The 19,688-nt window shown below is 32.0% G+C and carries 20 protein-coding genes; 10 read left to right on the top strand and 10 right to left on the bottom strand.

What is annotated here, in order from left to right; all coding sequences use genetic code 11:
• Positions 1 to 91: 91 nt before the first annotated feature.
• The 3 genes from V5E38_RS03055 to V5E38_RS03045 all read left to right on the top strand — a co-directional run bounded on the left by V5E38_RS03055 (position 92) and on the right by V5E38_RS03045 (position 3,541).
• Positions 92 to 607, top strand: coding sequence for a YjcG family protein (locus V5E38_RS03055; RefSeq protein WP_499212156.1), 516 nt, complete (start codon positions 92 to 94; stop codon positions 605 to 607).
• Positions 604 to 1,035, top strand: a complete 432-nt coding sequence (locus V5E38_RS03050; protein ID WP_499212155.1) for a GNAT family N-acetyltransferase — start codon at positions 604 to 606, stop codon at positions 1,033 to 1,035. The genes V5E38_RS03055 and V5E38_RS03050 overlap by 4 nt, the downstream gene beginning before the upstream one ends.
• Before the next feature lie 211 nt (positions 1,036 to 1,246).
• On the top strand, positions 1,247 to 3,541 hold the full coding sequence (locus V5E38_RS03045; RefSeq protein WP_499212154.1) for an ATP-dependent helicase: 2,295 nt from the start codon (positions 1,247 to 1,249) through the stop codon (positions 3,539 to 3,541).
• A gap of 69 nt (positions 3,542 to 3,610) precedes the next feature.
• On the opposite strand, the gene V5E38_RS03040 is transcribed toward V5E38_RS03045, so the two are convergent.
• On the bottom strand, positions 3,611 to 3,808 hold the full coding sequence (locus V5E38_RS03040) for a hypothetical protein (RefSeq protein ID WP_499212153.1): 198 nt from the start codon (positions 3,806 to 3,808) through the stop codon (positions 3,611 to 3,613).
• 68 nt (positions 3,809 to 3,876) lie between these two features.
• Positions 3,877 to 4,227, bottom strand: a complete 351-nt coding sequence (locus V5E38_RS03035; RefSeq protein ID WP_056474236.1) for a DUF1360 domain-containing protein — start codon at positions 4,225 to 4,227, stop codon at positions 3,877 to 3,879.
• Between the two features lie 290 nt (positions 4,228 to 4,517).
• Here V5E38_RS03035 and V5E38_RS03030 point away from each other — a divergent pair, with 290 nt between their 5' ends.
• Positions 4,518 to 5,051: a CotY/CotZ family spore coat protein gene (locus V5E38_RS03030; RefSeq protein WP_499212152.1), complete on the top strand. Its 534-nt coding sequence runs from the start codon at positions 4,518 to 4,520 to the stop codon at positions 5,049 to 5,051.
• Between the two features lie 61 nt (positions 5,052 to 5,112).
• On the opposite strand, the gene V5E38_RS03025 is transcribed toward V5E38_RS03030, so the two are convergent.
• A complete protein-coding gene (locus V5E38_RS03025) occupies positions 5,113 to 5,322 on the bottom strand; it encodes a CotO family spore coat protein (RefSeq protein WP_499213500.1) in 210 nt (69 codons plus the stop codon).
• Between the two features lie 563 nt (positions 5,323 to 5,885).
• Between V5E38_RS03025 and V5E38_RS03020 the strand changes: the two genes are divergently transcribed.
• Both V5E38_RS03020 and V5E38_RS03015 read left to right on the top strand, forming a co-directional pair.
• Complete coding sequence (locus V5E38_RS03020) at positions 5,886 to 6,359, top strand: spore coat protein (protein WP_248266691.1); 474 nt, start codon at positions 5,886 to 5,888, stop codon at positions 6,357 to 6,359.
• A 378-nt stretch (positions 6,360 to 6,737) separates the two neighbouring features.
• Complete coding sequence (locus V5E38_RS03015; RefSeq protein ID WP_097973645.1) at positions 6,738 to 7,403, top strand: YwrJ family protein; 666 nt, start codon at positions 6,738 to 6,740, stop codon at positions 7,401 to 7,403.
• 332 nt (positions 7,404 to 7,735) lie between these two features.
• Here V5E38_RS03015 and fabI read toward each other — a convergent pair whose 3' ends face one another.
• The gene (fabI, locus tag V5E38_RS03010) at positions 7,736 to 8,515 is read right to left on the bottom strand and encodes an enoyl-ACP reductase FabI (protein ID WP_499212151.1); all 780 of its coding nucleotides are present in this window, start codon (positions 8,513 to 8,515) and stop codon (positions 7,736 to 7,738) included.
• Positions 8,516 to 8,885: 370 nt separating this feature from the next.
• On the opposite strand from fabI, the gene V5E38_RS03005 reads away from it, so the two are divergent.
• The gene (locus V5E38_RS03005; RefSeq protein WP_499212150.1) at positions 8,886 to 10,049 is read left to right on the top strand and encodes an FtsW/RodA/SpoVE family cell cycle protein; all 1,164 of its coding nucleotides are present in this window, start codon (positions 8,886 to 8,888) and stop codon (positions 10,047 to 10,049) included.
• A gap of 163 nt (positions 10,050 to 10,212) precedes the next feature.
• Complete coding sequence (gene prpE, locus V5E38_RS03000) at positions 10,213 to 10,971, top strand: bis(5'-nucleosyl)-tetraphosphatase PrpE (RefSeq protein ID WP_499212149.1); 759 nt, start codon at positions 10,213 to 10,215, stop codon at positions 10,969 to 10,971.
• 192 nt (positions 10,972 to 11,163) lie between these two features.
• Here the strand turns inward: prpE and V5E38_RS02995 are convergent, their stop codons facing one another.
• From V5E38_RS02995 to V5E38_RS02980, 4 genes are read right to left on the bottom strand one after another with little or no spacing between them, the layout of a single operon-like run.
• Positions 11,164 to 12,051 carry an RluA family pseudouridine synthase gene (locus V5E38_RS02995; RefSeq protein ID WP_499212148.1) on the bottom strand — a complete coding sequence of 296 codons (888 nt, stop codon included), beginning with the start codon at positions 12,049 to 12,051 and terminating at the stop codon, positions 11,164 to 11,166.
• 13 nt (positions 12,052 to 12,064) lie between these two features.
• On the bottom strand, positions 12,065 to 12,856 hold the full coding sequence (locus V5E38_RS02990) for an NAD kinase (protein WP_097973651.1): 792 nt from the start codon (positions 12,854 to 12,856) through the stop codon (positions 12,065 to 12,067).
• Between the two features lie 14 nt (positions 12,857 to 12,870).
• On the bottom strand, positions 12,871 to 13,494 hold the full coding sequence (yjbM, locus tag V5E38_RS02985) for a GTP diphosphokinase (RefSeq protein ID WP_097973653.1): 624 nt from the start codon (positions 13,492 to 13,494) through the stop codon (positions 12,871 to 12,873).
• A 15-nt stretch (positions 13,495 to 13,509) separates the two neighbouring features.
• The gene (locus V5E38_RS02980; protein WP_097973655.1) at positions 13,510 to 13,890 is read right to left on the bottom strand and encodes a UPF0738 family protein; all 381 of its coding nucleotides are present in this window, start codon (positions 13,888 to 13,890) and stop codon (positions 13,510 to 13,512) included.
• A gap of 135 nt (positions 13,891 to 14,025) precedes the next feature.
• Between V5E38_RS02980 and V5E38_RS02975 the strand changes: the two genes are divergently transcribed.
• On the top strand, positions 14,026 to 14,616 hold the full coding sequence (locus V5E38_RS02975; protein ID WP_499212147.1) for a CYTH domain-containing protein: 591 nt from the start codon (positions 14,026 to 14,028) through the stop codon (positions 14,614 to 14,616).
• A gap of 691 nt (positions 14,617 to 15,307) precedes the next feature.
• A complete protein-coding gene (locus V5E38_RS02970; RefSeq protein ID WP_335480614.1) occupies positions 15,308 to 16,180 on the top strand; it encodes a DsbA family protein in 873 nt (290 codons plus the stop codon).
• A gap of 277 nt (positions 16,181 to 16,457) precedes the next feature.
• Here V5E38_RS02970 and pepF read toward each other — a convergent pair whose 3' ends face one another.
• Positions 16,458 to 18,278, bottom strand: coding sequence for a M3 family oligoendopeptidase (gene pepF / locus V5E38_RS02965; RefSeq protein ID WP_499212146.1), 1,821 nt, complete (start codon positions 18,276 to 18,278; stop codon positions 16,458 to 16,460).
• Between the two features lie 53 nt (positions 18,279 to 18,331).
• Positions 18,332 to 19,531, bottom strand: coding sequence for a competence protein CoiA (locus tag V5E38_RS02960; protein ID WP_499212145.1), 1,200 nt, complete (start codon positions 19,529 to 19,531; stop codon positions 18,332 to 18,334).
• Positions 19,532 to 19,688 lie beyond the last annotated feature (157 nt).

The following is a 19,688-nucleotide window of genomic DNA, read 5'->3' as shown; positions in this document are numbered from 1 at the left end:
AAAAAATTTGGTATAATTAAAATTAGTTATTTTTCTTTCGTTAATTTTTTCAAATTAAAATATACAGTATTGTAAACAGGAGGTAATTTTTATGAAATGTGGCGTTGTTATTTTCCCATCTAATTTCGTTCAAGATAAGGCTAATGAGTATAGAAAACGTTTTGATCCAGCTTATACGTTAATCTCTCCTCATGTAACAGTAAGAAGTGGATTCGAATTAAGTGAAGATCAACTTCCAAATATTATTTCACAATTAAATGAAATTGCGAGTCAAATTGAACCATTTGAATTGGAAATTAATAAGGTAAGTTCTTTTGCACCAGTTAATAATGTCATTTATTTAAAAGTTACACCTGTTGAAGCATTAAAAGAGCTTCATGAAAAAATGCACACTGGCACTTTCCCAGAAATAAAAGATTATGCATTCGTACCGCATATTACAATTGGTCAGCAATTACAAGATGCTGAATTTGCTGATATTCTAGGCCAGTTACGTATGATTCAATTTAGTTACAATGAAGTAGTAGATAACTTTAAATTAGTTTACCAATTAGAAAACGGTGCTTGGGAAGTGTATGAAACATTTAAATTAGGAGCTAAAAAATGAGCATTCGCACAATAGTTGCAGCAATAGACGCAAGTATACAAGACGCTCTTAAAGTACGAGTAGAAGTTTTTGTAGAGGAACAACAAATTTCAAGAGAATTAGAGTTTGATGGCCTTGACGAAGAATGTATACATTTTGTTTCATACGATGGAGACCAACCGATTGCTGCAGGTCGACTTAGATTAATCGAATCGACTGGAAAAGTTCAGCGAATCTGTGTGTTAAGTAGCTATCGAGGAAAAAAAATTGGAAATGAAATTATGTATTTAATTCATAACACTGCAAAGGAAAAAGGTTTAGATCAATTAGTCTTACACGCACAAGAATCTGCCATTCCTTTTTATGAAAAATTAGGTTATAAAATCTCTTCCGAAATATTCTTTGAAGCTGGCATTCCACATGCAGAAATGAAACTAAAATTAAATTAAACACACTTAAAACTATGATTCAATTGAATCATAGTTTTTTCATGGGGATTTAAAAAACTATACACGGGGCTATGTAACAAACAACAGTCTTACTAATGTATCTAGTTCGATCCATATGAAAAGATACTATTTTCCCATTAAAATTCACTTTTCGTACACAAATCTTTTTGGTAACATAGATGAGTCTGCTTTAATTTTAAGGGGGAAAATAATGAAAATTGCAAACTATCAAAATCAATCAATCTATTTACCAGAATTCCCTCGATCAAGATATGAGGAAATATATCAAGCCAGTATTCGCGGGGAAGTTAAATGTGTTAATTGCCATCAAAAATTAAGTTTCACTTTAACTATTTATGATATTCCTCATTTTTATCATATAAACAAAGAGCAAAATCTAGCATGTATGAATCATAACGTAGAGTTGGAGCAAGAAATTGTTGCTAGATTTGAAAATAATCATTCTACTACCGAAAATACTAACGATCGTATTATTAAACTACCTACTAAGCGTTCGATCTCAAATACAGCTACAATCGAAAAAACAGATGAAAATGAATTTATTAACAGACTACCTTTTTACAATATTCCACCATATAAAAAAAATGAACATAAAACGGATGAATTTGTGATCAATCACATCTCATTAGATTCCCAACAATGGAACGCTGTTACACATATCGGTTCACCATTACTTGTACTTGCTGGAGCCGGCAGTGGTAAAACACGAGTCATTACAACTCGAGCAATGCACTTAATGAATAGCGGTATACTTCCTCATGAAATGATGCTCGTAACATTCACGTCTAAAGCATCTGCAGAAATGAAAGAAAGAATGAAAGGTCTAGGTTACCCTATCCAACAGATGGAAATTGGTACCTTTCATAGTATTTTTTATAAAATGCTTTTACGATTTGACCGTGCAAAATGGGATTCAAGCCGTTTAATTAAATCGGATTTTCAAAAGGAGATTATGTTAAAGCAAATTGGTCGACGACTTGAAATTGATGAAAAGTCATTTGCATATGACCAAGCTATTCAACAAATCGGCTTATGGAAGAACTCTTGTGTTTATCCCCATGAGATCAGGTCAAAAGATGTTTGGGAAGAACAGGTCGCTTCTCTTTATGAAGGCTATGAATCATTGAAAAAGCAAAATGGGCAATTTGATTTTGACGATATGTTACTCGGTTGCTTTGAAATGTTAAATGAAAATAATGAAATACTCTTACATTATCAAAATCGATTTAAATGTTTATTAGTGGATGAGTTTCAAGATATTAATAAAATCCAATTCAATATTTTAAAAATCCTTTTTCAACATACAGAAAATATTACGGCTGTTGGTGATGATGACCAGTCAATCTATGCTTTTAGAGGAAGTGACCCTAGGTTTATCTTGGACTTTAAAGAACATTTCCAAGGATCTACAATTTATCATTTAAGTGAAAATTATCGTTCCACACACGGGATTGTATCATTGGCAAACGAAGTCATTAAGCCTAATAAAAACCGTTTTGTAAAATCAATGCATGCTCAATATGACTACGATCAAGTACCTTCTTTCTTCTTTCCTTACGATGAAGAAGAAGAAGCAACGATGATTATTAATGATATGAAAGAAAAAATAAATAACGGAGCAAATCCAGGACAATTTGCAATTTTATATCGCACTAATACTGCATCAAGGGCTGTTTTTGAGCGATTAATTGGAACAAGCTTACCTTTTACAATCGATCAAGATGGTGACTCATTTTATGATCGACCGATTATTCGAAAAATGATCTCTTTCTTACTTTTAATAGGAGATGAGGACCACCAAGCAGCATTAAAAGAAATATTACCTGTTTTTTTCCTAAAACAACAAGCATTTCAAGATGCAAAAATGAATAGTGTTTTGCAAAATCTATCTTTCTTAGAAGCATTCACCACTATTAAAAGTGCAGCACCATTTCAAATTAAAAAAATTGAAAACCTGATCAAGATTTTACGTTATTTAAAACATGCATCTCCTTTAGAAGCAATTGAGCGAATTGAAGAAAGTCCAGCATTTATGGACTATATTAAAAAACGTGGAAATGAATCTAATAAAATCGAACGACCTTCTGATGATTTAAGAGATTTAAAGGTCGTAAGCAAAAACTTCAAATCAATTCGAGAGTTTGTTGAACACGCATTTCATATTTCTGCTAAATTTAAGGAATATAAGCAGAAAAAAAATCAGTCATCACAAGGTAATATTTCGCTTTTAACAGCTCACCGTTCAAAGGGATTAGAGTATGATTATGTCTATATTCTAGGTGTTGTAGACGGAGGATTCCCTCATGATTATGCTTTAGAATCTTTGAAAAATGGTAACTTAGATCAACTAGAAGAAGAACGTCGCCTTCTTTATGTGGCATGTACAAGAGCTAGAAAGCTATTATACTTATCGATTCTTCAAAAAAGAAGAGGGAAAAAAGCTAATTCTTCAAGATTAATTCGACGTTTTATTAATAAGAAATGAGATTGAACTACCTAATTTTAAATATTGGACAAAAATAAAGGTGAGCAAATATGCTCACCTTTTTATCATTTATCGTCTAGTTGTTCTACTGCTACAGCCACAACCTGATTTTTTCTCATAGCCGGCCGGAGCGCCTTGATAATATGGGTTATAATTCGCTTGATTTATTTGTTGCTGCATTTGTTGTTGTTGCATTTGGTACTGTTGTTGTTGTTGGAGTTGTTGCCATTGATAAGGAGTCATTTGACCTTGACCTTGATTATACATATCTTCCCTCCTATATAAGTCTATTCAAAATAGTATATGAAAGGAATTTTCAATCGTTCTACCTAAAATTACGAATTCAGTCTATTAACAATCGTTTCTATTACGCCAGCTGCCCCTGCAATAGCTAATAAAATGATGATGAACTCTCCCACATGTGGGAAGAACACATATATTAATAGTAAAAACGCTGTACACCAAATTCCACTACACCAAGTACAACTTAATAACTCACCAAAAAAATATTGAATTCCACTTCCTTTAATCTTTGTATAAGTAACTGGCATCCCATTCTCTTCAAGCGTTATTTCATCAATAAAAGGTCTTCTTAGAAAAGCTGTTATCTTATCGTGAACAACTAAACGAGTCAATCGAAAGCTTGCCAAAATTAAGATGAATAGCAACAACCAACTTATATCCATGTTAAGTACGAAGGACAAGGGATCTGGATGCAAGGGGTAAATAATCTCACTTCCTTACCCTACATTTATGCTCCTCTAATCCCTTCCAACCCTTCTCCTCCCCTTTTCTTTTTTACTCTCCTTATTCCCCTATTCAGATCTACGCTCTTCTTTGTATTACCTGCTTTAACTGTACTACTTTGCTCCTAAGCCCATTTATCTAAAAAAGCAAAAATCTTCAGTAACCGTTTTTCGCCTGCTTAATATCATAGTAATGTAATATCCATCTAAAGTGATAAGGAGTGAAAATGATGAGTTGCAAAGACAACCACGACAAAAAAAGAAACCATTGTGTATGTGACGTTGTAAAATTCATAAATGATCTACAAGATTGCGCAACACACACTTGCCCAACAGGTTGTGACGTTCCATTCTTAGGTGCTAACCCTAATGTACCACTTGCAAATACTCGCCCTTTCCTATTGTATTTAGCAAACGGTGAATTATTTAGAGTACCAGCATTTAATAATAATATGATGGCAGTCATGGCTCAAGCTAATCAAAATCAAGACGGCAATCAAAACCAAAACAAAAACGCTCAAGTTAACAATTGCCAAGATACAGTTGTTTTCCGTGTTGAAAGTGTAGACGATGATTGCTGTGCAGTGTTAAGAGCATTAGTCCCTGTAAATAATGGCAAAGACAACAACAAAAACAACCAAAACACTTTCTGTGAATTAGTAGACGGTGACATGTTTGTTGCTTCAAACACTTGTGTAACTGTTGACTTAGATTGCTTCTGTGCGATCCAATGCTTACGTGACGTACACGTTTCAAATCTGTAAGTTTAATGTAAACTAAAAAACTATGGGTGGTAGATCATGTATCTACCACCTTTTTAACGCCTTAAATACCTACCATTTGAATACTTACAATACTTTGAATATCCAATTGAACGTCATTAATTTTTGAAGAAACTTTAATTGAAACCTTTCCTTCGTTGTAACCCATAATATAGCCAATATATAAATCTTTATCTGTTCGAATTCGGCACTCAACTTTTGGGATATAATGGGGTTTATTTATCATAAATAAAACTTTTTCTTCATTCGTCATAGCTTTAAATGGTTTTTTCATCCAAGCATTGTCTGCTTCGACTTGTTCTTCTTGTTGCTCTTCTTTTTGCTCTTCTTGTTCATCTAAATTCACAACATCTTCTACTTCTTCTACTTCTTCTTCTTCTACTTCTTCTAATTCCTTTATTTCTTCCACTTCCGCGTATTTAGAAGCTACATATTCTTTATCCTTTTGTTTTTGATCCTGATTATTTACTTTGACCACATATGAGTGTTGTACGTTCAACTTGGCTTCTTGGAAATCTGGCTGCGCAATATATAATAATGGCTTTACACCCTCTTTAGACTCTTTTCTTGCCATTGTTGTTCCTCCCTCGTAAGTGTGCTCTCATAAATTATATGAACAAACAATATTTATAATGTTACTTTTTTCTCAATCAAGTAACCTACAAGTTTAATCGAAATACGAAATAATTGCCTATAAACACTTGACCAATTTTGAACATAATCATAGAAATTGGACAAATATCCTAGTACAAACAATTGACAGGGCACATATAAATACATTGTAACCGCACAGAAAAAACAAGGAGCGATGAAAAAGTGAATAAAGAGTTATTCTCAGTATTCGTAGGTAAAGGAGTTAGAATTGGTCGAGGAGGTCATGAATCTAAAGAAGGTTTATTAATTGGTGCATTTGGAACACATATTGCTCTTTTTACAGAGGCTGAAGGTGTAATTTACTTCCCTTATACTCATATTAAAAGCGTAACTTCATTTGCAAAAGGTAAATTATCTTATGATGAAATGTACAATACGATTGAATTATTACCAAACGAGAGTTTTGTAGACTTATTAAATTCTCAAGTTAGACAATGGGTAAAAATTAATCGCGGTGGCCACGACAAAGTTGAAGGCATTCTTCTTGATGCAAACCATGATTATGTAGAAATTTCTTTTAACGATGAACTAGTGTATATTGCTACTTATCATGTAAAAAGTGTAAGTTTCGGAGAAAAATTTGAAGTTTACGAAAGAAGTAATACGACAAGCCAAACATTAAGAAGAAGAAAATAATGTTTAGAAAGGTCGTTTTATGAAATAAAACGACCCTTTTTTTATAAAACTTTGACCCTCGATGCCATTCTAATTATGTAAACCCATTATAAGTAATTTGAAACTATACTTAATTTTGAGTGGTAATCAATAAATCATTGGAAGTATGCTGCTATGAACTAACTGATCCAACTATAAAATTTTCAAACTTTATAATCTTTTTTCATTCATATAAGACAGGCACTATCTACTTTGCCAACCTTTAAGTGAAATGATTGATTTTATTTAGACAAACTATCATCCTATCGATATGCCCAAATTAATAAAATTGAAAATCCTTTTTCAGAAATGAACATGTCTGAATAATAATGATTTATCTTTTTAAGAAAGGAGAAAATCATGGCAAGTTTCAAAAATTTTCTCAACAAACAAGTTACAATTGAAATATCCGGTAACAGTAATGTTGATGGAATCTTAATTGAAGTTGGAAATGATTTATTAGTTGTTTTCAATGGTGAAAATTTTCTTTATATTCCACTACTTCATATTCATAATCTTAGTGAAAGTATACTCGAAGAATCCTTTGGTGTTGTTCCTTCCCTCCAAGAATTAGAACACGAAAAAGATGAGTTATCTTTACGTAAAGTATTAACTGCTGCCAAAGGGATTTTTGTAGAAATTAACCTCTCAAATAATCGTTCTTTTCATGGCTTTATTACAACGATCATGAATAATTACTTTGTATTCTATTCACCGATCTATAAAATCATGTATATATCCCTCCAGCATTTAAAGTGGTTAACCCCGTATCTCACAGAAAAAACCCCTTATATGTTAAGTCATAATTTATTACCTGTTAATCCTTCTAATATCCCTCTAGCGCGCACGTTAGACGTTCAATTAAATAAGTTGATTGGTGAATTAGTCGTAATGAACAGTGGAGAAAATTACGAATATATAGGTAAGTTGAGTTCGATTGACTCAAATTTCATAGAGTTGACTACATCTAGAGGAGAAAGCAAATTAGTAGGTCTTCGTCACTTAAAATCAATTTTTATTCCGTAAGAATTAATAAAATTAAAATGCCACATTTACAATAAAAAAGTGCCTAGTTATGATCATCATAAGAAGGCACTTTTTTTTATTACTCTGTACTTACTCATGAACCTTTTGTGAGTTATTTTGTCATCTTCTGGCTGCCTTACTTACTCATGAACCCATTAAGAGTAGTTTTTTTTCAACTTCTCGTTGTTTTACTTACTCATGCACCCCTTATGAGTAAGTTATTTTCGTCTGCTAGCTGTCTTACTTACTCATGAACCTTATTTAAAGTATGTTTACTTAAAAACACGAAAAAAAAATAGAAGCCATTTCGACTTCTATTTTTCTTACTCTTCTTATCCCATTATATGGTATCCTGAATCAACATGAATGTTTTCTCCAGTAATACCTCTTGCTAAGTCACTAAATAAGAATAAAGCAGAATCTCCTACCTCTTCTTGTGTTACGTTTCTACGTAACGGTGCTTTTTCTTCGATTTCTTTTAAGATTGTATTAAAGTCGCCTACTCCTTTTGCAGAAAGCGTACGGATTGGTCCTGCAGAGATTGAGTTAACGCGAATATTATCTTTCCCTAAATCGTTTGCTAAATAGCGTACAGAAGCTTCTAGAGCTGCTTTAGATACACCCATTAGGTTGTAGTTTTGCATTACACGCTCTCCACCTAAGTAAGTTAGAGTAACAATGCTTCCGCCTTCAACCATTAATGGTTTTGCTTCACGAGCTACACCTACTAAAGAGTAAGCACTAATGTTTTGTGATAATAAGTATCCATCACGGCTTGTGTCTACAAAATCACCTTTTAAGTCCTCTTTATTAGCAAAAGCGATACAGTGTGCTACACCATGAATTGTGCCTACTTGCTCTTTAATTGAAGCAAAGCATTTTGCTAAATCTTCATCACTAGTTACATCACATTGAACTAAAAGATTGTTTGGATTTTCAAGTGAGTCAGCTAATTCACGAACACCTTTTTCTAATCTTTCATTTGCATATGTAAAAATTAAATTTGCTCCCGCGCTATGTAATGATTGTGCAATTCCCCAAGCAATACTACGGAAGTTTGCAACACCCATAACAACAAAAGATTTTCCTTGCAATGAAATCAAATCATTCATCTCCTTTATTATTAGTTATTAGTACTAGATACTAAAATAGTAGCACAAATACGATGAATTGAAAATAGTAAAGTTATATATAGCTTTATACACATAAAGAAAACTCGTCGACTGACGAGCCTTTTAGGCGAAGTCAGAGGCGTAGTTGCACTTATACTTTGTTCCTAGAATTGGCTACCACGTCGAGTACTATTCCTATCTGCCAATTTATATTTTAAAGTGAAAAATATAAATATAATAGTTTATTTAAAAAGAGTTTATAGTTTTGAATTCCTTTAAGGACAAAAATAAATTATAATGATGATTGTCGTACATTAAAAGTGCCTATTTAAAAGCATACTAATAAAACTTACTATAGAGAGGTGAGGACATGAAGGAAGACCGTACATCTCCCTTTCAAATTGATTTCAAATTACTTTTTATCCTTTTTTGTATTGCCGCTGTAAGTTATCTTGCAATTACTAGTGCAATGCCAAGCCTTCCTGCAAATCTAAGAAACATCAATTTCGCTGGACAACAAATTAAATGGTATATCATTGGACTTGTTGGTATTGCCTTTATTATGATTATTGATTTTGATCGATATAAAAATGTTATTTGGTATATGTATGGTTTTGGACTACTCCTACTACTTGGATTAGAACTGCATATTCCAGGTGCTAAAACCATCAAAGGTGCAACAGCATGGTACACATTACCTGGTATTGGTAACTTCCAACCATCTGAATTAATGAAGATTTTTATGATCATTATTTTAGGAACGATTATTTCAAGACATAATGAAATGTACTCTGTCCGTGGAAAGAGAGAAGATATTTTACTTTTAGGTAAAATATTCGGTATTGCATTGCCTCCTCTACTACTGATTGCGAAAGAGCCTGACTTAGGAAATACAATGGTTATGTGTGCAATTATCGCGACAATGATCTTAATTTCTGGAATTCGTTGGCGCTATATTCTTGGACTTGTTATATTAACGATTGGCCTTGGTGCTTTCATGGTTTATCTATATTTTTATCATTTTGAATTTTTCACATCGCACGTGCTTGAGGAATACCAGTTAAATCGTTTTTACGGTTGGTTAGCACCGTATGAATACCCTTCGCAAGGTTATCAGCTTACTCAGGCATTAATGGCAGCTGGTTCTGGTTTGCTTACAGGTAAAGGGTTCCATAACGGTGAAGCATACTTCCCTGAACCACATACAGATTTTATTTTCACAGTAATCTGCGAACAATACGGGTTCATAGGAGCAAGTGTAGTCATTTCATTATTCTTCTTATTAATCTATCGAATGATTCATATTGCTTTAGAAAGTAACGACAAATTTGGTAGCTATATTTGTGCTGGTGTAGTCGGAATGTTTACTTTCCAGATTTTCCAAAATATTGGTATGACGATCGGTCTATTACCGATTACAGGGATTACTCTACCATTCGTTAGTTACGGAGGAAGTTCTCTAGCAACCAATCTTCTAGCAATTGGATTCATCCTTAATGTAAGATCAAGAACAAATAAGTATATGTTTGACTGATAGAATAGAAATACAAAAAAGAAGGGGTAAGATCTAATGAAGATCTTTACCCCTTCTTTTTTTATATTAGCAATACTCTTTTTGGAAAATTCTTTTACACTGTTTTTTTGGGGCATACTACGATTAAGACTAGTTGAAATAACAGACTAAAAGGATTGATAGGATGAAATACGATATTATAGGCGATATTCATGGTTGTTATGATGAATTTGTTGAACTAACTAAAAAACTTGGTTATTCATGGGATAATCATATTCCTGTTCACCCTGAAAATCGAAAGTTAGTTTTTGTTGGTGATTTAACGGATCGCGGACCTAATTCACTTGCAGTTATAAAAGTAGTATATGAACTTGTGATGAAGCATAAGAAAGCACATTATTCACCAGGGAATCATTGTAATAAACTTTATCGTTATTTTCTTGGTCGCAATGTAAAAATTCAACATGGACTTGAAACAACAGTTGCTGAATTAGAATCAATTAGTGGTAAAGAGAGGAGCCATTACCTGGCATCGTTTAAAAAACTATATGAAGGCTCCCCACTTTATAATGTTTTAGACAATGGAAAATTAGTTGTTAGTCATGCTGGTATACGTGAGGATATGATCGGTAAGCATTCAAATAATGTTAAAACATTCGTTTTATATGGAGATATAAATGGAGAAGTGCTTCCAAATGGGATGCCTGTAAGAAAAGATTGGGCTAAAGAGTATAAAGGTAAAGCATTAATTGTTTATGGTCATACGCCAATAAAGGAACCAAGAGAATTAAATAATACAATTAATATTGATACTGGCGCTGTCTTTGGTGGTAAACTAACAGCCTTTTCGTATCCAGAGCATAAATATACCCAAGTACAATCTTCCATGCCATACATTGAAGAAAAATTTAGTTTTTACGAAGAAACAGAAAGCAGAGTTTAGGAAAAAAGATACAAAAAAAGTAGGTTTCTGATCGGAACCTACTTTTTTGCTGATAATGTAAGCGCTCACTTATCAGCTTAATATATTAGTCTCTTCCATCCCCATGGAGAAACACTACATACTAAAAATAATCTATTATTCATATATTGTCAATAATTTATACAAAATTTAGACAAATTTATTACTTGACATTTACGATTTCAATAATCTCTCTAAATCAGCAGATAAAGCGATTTCAAAGTTTTTTTCCGTATGATCAATTGGATGAACAAATGACAATTGATAACTATGCAACGCCTGCCTTTTTAATCGATCAGTATTCCCCCCATATAAGTCATCCCCGATTAGTGGATGTCCAATCGAAGACATATGAACCCGGATTTGATGTGTTCGTCCTGTTTCTAATTCTAATTCAACAACTGAGTTGTCCTTATTTACTAAAAGGACTTTATAATGTGTGATAGCTTCTTGTCCCTCTTCAGAAACAATTCTCTCGATAATACTATCACTTTTCCTTGCAATCTTTGCTCGTATTACACCTTCTGTATTCTTCATTTCCCCATGAACAATTGCTAAATATTTTCTTTTTACATTTTCTAATTCATTTTTCGAAAACAAATAATGAATATAACGATTTTTAGCAATTAACATTAATCCCGAAGTGTCTTTGTCTAATCGAGTTACAATATGGATGGTCGATTGGAGCCCGATTGTTTGATAATAAAATAATAATCCATTTGCAAGAGTACCATTAGGATGCTCTCTAGAAGGTATACTTGGTATTCCAAAAGGTTTATTGATGACTATTACAGCATCATCTTCATAAACAATTTCAAAAGGAATATCTTCTGCTATAAGATCCTCACTTGGTTTCTCAATTGGAAAATAGATTTGTACAAGATCTAATTCTTTTAACATCGTGCGGACAGTTTTTTCTTCACCGTTTATTGTAATTTTTCCACCTTGAAATTTAATATCTGTGAGAGCACGTTTAGAGAGCTCCTTTAATTTAAGAAACTCTCTAAGTAAAATTCCATTATGCTCTTTTTTTACTTCCCATGATAAACTAAATTGCTTCATATTCTTCACCATTTTATTTAACAAAAGAATCAACAACACGTTTCCAAAATGGAAAAGGTCTAAAACGTGCAAAACGTACTTTTTCATGAGCTACTCGACATTGAATCGATTTAACATCTTGATGTACGATTGTTTTATGATCTAATGTAATTTGAAAATTTGCGTTTCTTACAGGTTTAAGTAAGCAAGTGTGATGTTTAGGTAAAACAAGAGGTGAACCAATCGTACGAAAAACTCGATTATTAATTGAAGCCATCTCAGCAATTTGAATCGCTTCAATTGATGGATGAATAATTGCTCCACCAAGTGCTTTATTATAAGCTGTACTACCTGAAGGTGTAGAAATACAAAGACCATCACCTCTAAATGTCTCAAAATGCTGACCTTTTATTTCAACATCAATCACTAATGTACCTTCAAGACCTTTGATCGTACATTCATTTAAAGCTAATGTTTGCATTTCTTTTCTTCCATCCTTATAACGGATGATTACTTCCAATAAAGGATATTCAACTACTTGAAATGGAGTCTTCGCAATTGCAATAACAAGCTTTTCTACCTCACTTGGTACCCAATCAGCATAAAACCCTAAATGCCCAGTATGAACCCCTACGAAAGATACTTTATCGAGAAGATGAGTGTAATTATGAAAAGCATGAAGTAAGGTTCCGTCACCACCTACAGATATAGCAATTTCAGGCTCTTCTTCATCAAATTTAAAATTAAAACTCTCTAAATAATCTCTCATTCGTTTCGTCAGTTCATTGGACTCTTGATCGCCCTTAGACATAATTACGAATTTCATTTTCTCGCCCTTTCCTATTGGTCGTTTTTTTTCGAAAACTCTGCTTGCGCCTCTTGAATCTCTCCTCTAATAAGGGACATTTCTTCATCTAATAGAAACGCTGCTTCAGCTGCTCTTTGTAATCGTTCATGAATATTTTCAGGATATTTCCCTTTATACTTATAATTTAAAGAATGCTCTATTGTTGCCCAAAAATTCATCGCAAGAGTTCTTATTTGAATTTCAACTAAAACTTTTCGTTCACCTTCAATTGTTTGGACTGGATATTCAACAACTACATGATAGGAACGATACCCACTATTCTTTTTATTTGTAATATAATCTCGCTCTTCGACAATTGTAAAATCTTTACGTTTACGAAGAAGCTCCACTACATTTTTAATATCCTCTACAAATTGGCACATCATTCTAAGACCGGCAATATCCTGTAATTCAGTTTCTAAATTTGCTAAAGGAATTCCTTTTCTTATTGTCTTATTAACAATACTGTGAATAGGCTTAACTCTCCCAGTTACAAACTCAATTGGGGAATGCTGATTAGTTTCTTCAAACTGTTTTCTAATCCCTTTTAACTTTATTTTCAATTCACTTACTGCTTGTTCATAAGGTGCTAAAAAACTTTCCCATTGACCATTCATCCAATCACCACCAACTTACTTCTCTTCTAAAAATGCACTTTGAACTTGCTTAACAAATTCTTCTCCATAGTTAAAATTTCCTTCAACATTTTGGATTAAATAAGTTAACTCTTCATTCCAATTATTTAGTGAAAGACTCTTTTCAGCGACCTTTAAAAATACGTTTAAATTTTGATCATTTGCTTTTTTCAAGTCCGACCAATGCTTGTAAGGCACTGTAACATATACAAATTCTTCATTTTCTTCTAATATATACAATAGTGAACCTTGGTCTGAATCTGCAATCATTGTTCCTATTTCATGACACTGTTCTAAATTCATTTTTGTATCGTCGATTAACAGGATTAAGCCATCTTCATTTATATTTATTCCATTTATTTCAAGCATTTTTCTCATCACTAAAACCTCAACCTTTTTAATGTATGTATTTTATTTAAATTTGACCATTTCTATTGTAACATATCAAATAGAAAATAGACGAAGACTAGCACATTCAATCACAAAAATTATACTAAAAATAAGGAGTCAATTATGGCTAAAGAAATTGAAATTGAATTTAAGAACTTATTAACAAAAGAGGAATTTGAAAAGCTTAAATCGTATTTCCAAGTTAACGAGTCAAGTTTCCAATCACAAACTAATTATTATTTTGAGACACCTGATTTTACAATTAAAGAACATGGCGGAGCTCTAAGAATACGAAAAAAGTCACTAACTTCATATACTTTAACTTTAAAAATAAAACAAACAGTCGGACATTTAGAAATTAATCAAAAAATTAGTGAAACTGAAGCATCAACTATGCTAAAAACATACGCTATTCCAGATGGAGAAGTAAAAGATTATATCAACGAAGTAAAATTAAACTTAGATGCCCTAGTATTAATAGGTGACTTAACAACAAACAGAGCAGAATTTCCATATGAAAATGGACTCTTAGTTTTAGACCATAGTACATATTTAAATCACGAGGATTATGAGTTAGAATTCGAAGTTTCGGACGAGAACATTGGTAAACAACAGTTTATCAATCTGTTAGAGAACCTTCAAATTCCTCACCGTAAAACATTAAATAAAATTAGACGCTTTTTTAATGTTAAGCAAGGAAATCAAGCTAACTGACATATGAGCAGCATTATTTTCAAACGCCGGAGAAACCTAAAGGGTATATTTCGGCGTTTTTTAGTATGTAACTGATATTATCAATCTTTTTATTGAAAGATAGCAGATTTCGCTCAACTTTTTAACCGATTAATTAAAGTTAAAGCTGCTTTCCTAGTTTGCCAATTGAAAATAACTACTTTTGTCCAATTTTTTGTCATTATGCCTTAGCCGGTATGGGTATTAATTTCTCTTATTTGCAATTCCTCAGGCTTTAATTGCTAATTGCAGTATTGTTATTTTTATTTGTGATTCTCTAAATTTTATTTGCAGTTCTGACATTTTTATTTACGATTTTGGAAATTTATTTGCAGTTCAAATTTTTATTACAACGATTCCTCATATATTTGCACAGATAAACTTCTTATTTGCACTTCTCTCATCCTTATTTGCAGACCAGACTTTTTCCTCGGTTCCATTTCAAAAATTTATTTTACAATTCGCTCAGACTCCTGCGGCACCACCCTTTTTATCACAATACTCAATTGAAATAAGTAAATATTAATAGATTAATGAAAAATAGTGCATCATATTTGAAATATTAACTATCCGTTGCTACAATACCATTAGAGAATAAACGTGTTATATCTTACAAATTAATTTTCAAGTCTGTTATAGTACGGACTTATGAATTGCATTAAGGGTGAAATATATGAATGACAAACAATATAAAAATGAATCAATCAAGCTTCCCGAGCAGAATTGTACAAAAAAATCGATTGAATTGTATGTATTCATAGATCCACTTTGTAGAAATTGTTGGGATTTTAGTACAATTTTAAAAAAGTTTCACTTAGAATATGGCCAATATTTTTCATCTACTTATATTCCAGTTAGTCGATATTACACAACAAAAAAACTATTAGAAAAACGACCTTCTCAGCTTGCATTCGTATGGGAGAAGACAGCTAGCAGATCGGATATCCTTTGCGACGATCACTTATGGATTGATAATAAAGAACTCTACCCATACTACTCTGCAATTGCATTAAAGGCAGCTGAGCTTCAAGGTAGAGTAGCTGGCGTTAGCTACTTAAAGAAGTTACAAGAATATTATTTCTTGAAGGATTTAGACATTACAGATCAAGATGTTCTTATCGAATGTGCTAAAGATATAAATATTGATGTAAAAGAGTTTATGGAAGATTTACACAGTACCCACTCTATTAAAGCTTTGCAATGTGATATTAAAGTTACGAAAGAAATGCATGTAACTGAAATTCCAAGTGTTGTATTTTTTAATGAAAATATTGAAGAAGAAGGTTTGAAAGTTTCTGGTTTTGAAAGCTATCAGACTTATGTAAAAATATTAGAATTAATGACGAATACAAAGTTAGAAAAACGAGAACTACCTGATTTAGCCGAATTTATTAAATTCCAACCATTTGTTACGATTAAAGAATTATGTATGATTTACGAACAATCTACTCAATGTATGGAGTTAGAATTAAAAAAATTAATCCTACGTAGAAAAGTTAAGAAGATTGTTCAAAAAGATCAAATTTATTATCAATATGTTGTTTAAGATATAAAAAAAGACCTAGCTTTCGCTAGGTCATTTTTTTGATGTAATATTTTTACATCAAGGGGATGGGAGAAATTTTCACGTTCAACAAAGGGGTATTTGTGTTTGTGAAGTAATTCACACCCTTATAATACAATTTATTTTAGAGTTTGGCAACCGTTTGAGAAATATTTCACATTTTAGACACAAAATAGTAGGTATAAAGATATAGAAAAAGTTAGGATTTAAAAAGACAAACACATATAGCAATATTGCTACATGTGTTTGTTAAAATAAGTTATTCGTTAAATAAAAGCTCTTCCATTTCGTTTAACATTTCTTCAAATACTTTCAATGCTTCTACGATTGGTTGTGAAGAGGTCATATCAACGCCAGCTTTTTTCAATACTTCAATTGGATAATCAGAGCTTCCTGCTTTTAAGAATCCTAAGTATCTTTCAACTGCTGGTTCGCCTTCTTCTAGTATTTGTTTTGAAAGTGCTGTTGCTGCACTGAAACCTGTTGCATATTGGTAAACATAGTAATTGTAATAGAAATGAGGAATTCTACTCCATTCTAACCCAATTAACTCGTCGATTACGATCTCGTCACCAAAATATTTTTTGTTAAGCTCGTAATATGTTTTCGTTAATAAATCTGGCGTTAACGCTTCACCATTTTGAGCTAATACGTGAATCTGATGTTCAAACTCCGCAAACATCGTTTGACGGAATACAGTTCCTCTAAAAGTCTCTAAATAGTGATTTAATAAATAAAGTCTTTGCTTAGGATCTTCAGTATTTTTTAGTAAATAATCATTTAAAATCGCTTCATTACAAGTAGAGGCAACTTCAGCTACGAAGATTGAGTAATCTCCGTAAACATAAGGTTGATTTTTACGAGTATGATAACTATGCACTGAATGACCAAATTCATGTGCTAATGTGAATAAATTATTTACATTGTCCTGCCAGTTCATTAGGATATATGGATTCGTACCATACGCACCAGAAGAGTATGCTCCGCTACGTTTTCCTTTGTTTTCTACAACATCTACCCAACGGCTTTCATATGCCTCTTTTAGTATTTCAACATACTCATCACCTAATGGTTTTAATGCTTTTAATAAAATTTCTTTTGCTTCTTCATACTTAACTTCCATTTTTACTTCTTCTACTAATGGAGTAAATAAATCATACATATGAATTTCATCAAGCTTTAACGCTTTTTTACGAATAGCAATATAACGATGTAATAAATTTAAATTATCATTTACAGTAGAAACTAATTGATCATAAACAATTTCAGGAATTTCGTTATTACTTAATGCTGCATGACGAGCATTATCATACTTTCTAACTTTTGCTTTGAAATTATCTTTCTTTACAGCACCACTTAAAGTACTTGCAAAAGTGTTTTTATACGAATCATACGTATGATAAACTGCTTCAAAAGCATCTTTTCGAACGCGTCGATCTGCGCTTTCTAAATAATTAATATAACGGCCATGTGTGATTTCTACTTCTTCACCATTCTCGTCTTCAATCGTCGGAAATTTTAAATCCGCATTATTTAACATTCCAAACGTATTACTAGAAGAAGATAACACTTCAGAAGCTTGTGCCATAATTTCCTCTTCAGCTGCTGAAAGAACATGTGGTTTTTGCTTTAAAATTTCTTCTAAAGAGTGCTCGTACAATTTCAGCTCATTATTTTCTTCAATAAATTTTTTCAATGTATCTTCTGAAATTGTTAATAATTCAGGCACGAAGTATGACATTGCACTTCCAGCCTTAGTGTATAGATTTTTCGCACGATCATCTAAAGCTTGATATGTAGAATTTGTTGTATCTTGATCGTAACGCATATGAGAGTATGTATACAATTTACCTAATAAAAACGAAATTTCATCTTGTTTTTTCAACGCATTTAAAAGTGTTTGAGATGACTCACCTAATTTACCTTTAAACTCTGAAAATGATGGGATTAATTCAAGTACTTTTTTATACTCTGCTTCCCATTTTGCATCTGTTTCATAAATATCTTCCAACTTCCAAGTTAATTCTTCTTGAACTTCACTTCTAGTTGGTAATTTTTTAACAGCTTTTTGTTCTAGCATGTCTGATCCCCCTAAAATTATTATTAGCATAAATAACATTCCAGTGTCTGTTATTAATAATCATTTGAATCAGTTCTTGCATTAAACAACAAATCAAATGCTGTATTAGCGCTCAGACAGTCTTCATCCAATGCTTGTTGGAATGATGATGGAATAATAGCATTAGCTATCTTCATTATTTTACCATTTTTAATGGGTTTTACGATTCTAATTTTTACTAAAAAGTCAATATACTTTTCTACACATTTCTCCAAATTATCAATTTCATAATCTTGAAATTGATTAACTCTCCATGTACCATTCTGCACTTCCATTTTTACAGACTGATTTATTTTATCCATAAAGATCATTTGTCCAATTTCCACTTCATGAAAAAATTTAAAATAGATTTGCCCCTGCCAAACGATACAATGTTCTTTAATGATGCAGTTACTGTCTAGAGGAACTCCAATTACTGCCGGAAAATAATTAATATTTGCATTGTATAAATACTGTTTAAAAACCTTTACATTACCTTTAGTATGCAAATGTTGACATAGTCTATAATCCTTTTTTAAACGATTCCATTTAGCTACAAATACCTTTTTATCAATTCTATTTGGAGATAAAAATTCCTTAAGACTGAAATTATTTATTGGAAATACGTCCTTTTGACCAATATATTGAACTGGAGAAAATGCTATTAATGAGGAAAGCACTGTAAAAGATTGTAATGTAGGATTATAGAAGAGAAGTGAAAAAACGTTAATTCTAACAAATGAATAAATAGAAAGCGAATTAATGTAGAAAGATGACCATCTTTTTTGATTTAATAGTTTGTCATTTAGGATCCACAAAACTTTCATTCCACTATCTTTAAAAGAGTTTGTCCTATTTATCATTGTTTCTAAAGGAATAAGCGAACATTGATATTCAACACACATTTGAAGAGTATTAAATTTTATAAATAAATCAGGTCTTTGATTTAATTCAGGTAAAAATTTTTCAACTTCAACATTTACATTAAACTTTTTAAAAAATTGATACAAAGCAAACTTCCCTTTATAATGGTCAATACTCTCTTTTTTCTCATTTTCACATTCAGTCAAATCGATATGCGCAAAATGAGTTACCCTCTTCACTCCAATTTTGAGCCTCACTTGCTTTTGGCAATTTGGGCAAAAATATGGTCCGTTTTGCTTTAATCTTAATAATTCCTCTGTCGTTTTAACTTCAAATAAATTAATAGTATGCCTTTTAGTATTTAATGCCACGATCATTTACCACAACCTCCTTTCCAAATTACTTCACTATCCTTTTCGTATTTTCCTTCAAAAAAATTAAAAACGATTTTTCAAATAAAAAACCTACCAAATTAAACTTTCTATTTGGTAGGTGACTATATGAAATATTATAAAAATGTTCTATCAA

The sequence above is a fragment of the Rossellomorea sp. GAMAL-10_SWC genome (assembly GCF_049568075.1).
In the GTDB taxonomy this organism is placed as follows: Bacteria; Bacillota; Bacilli; order Bacillales; family Bacillaceae_G; genus Gottfriedia.
The sequence above is the reverse complement of the archived record's forward strand: the minus strand, read 5'-3'. Positions and strand labels throughout refer to the sequence as shown.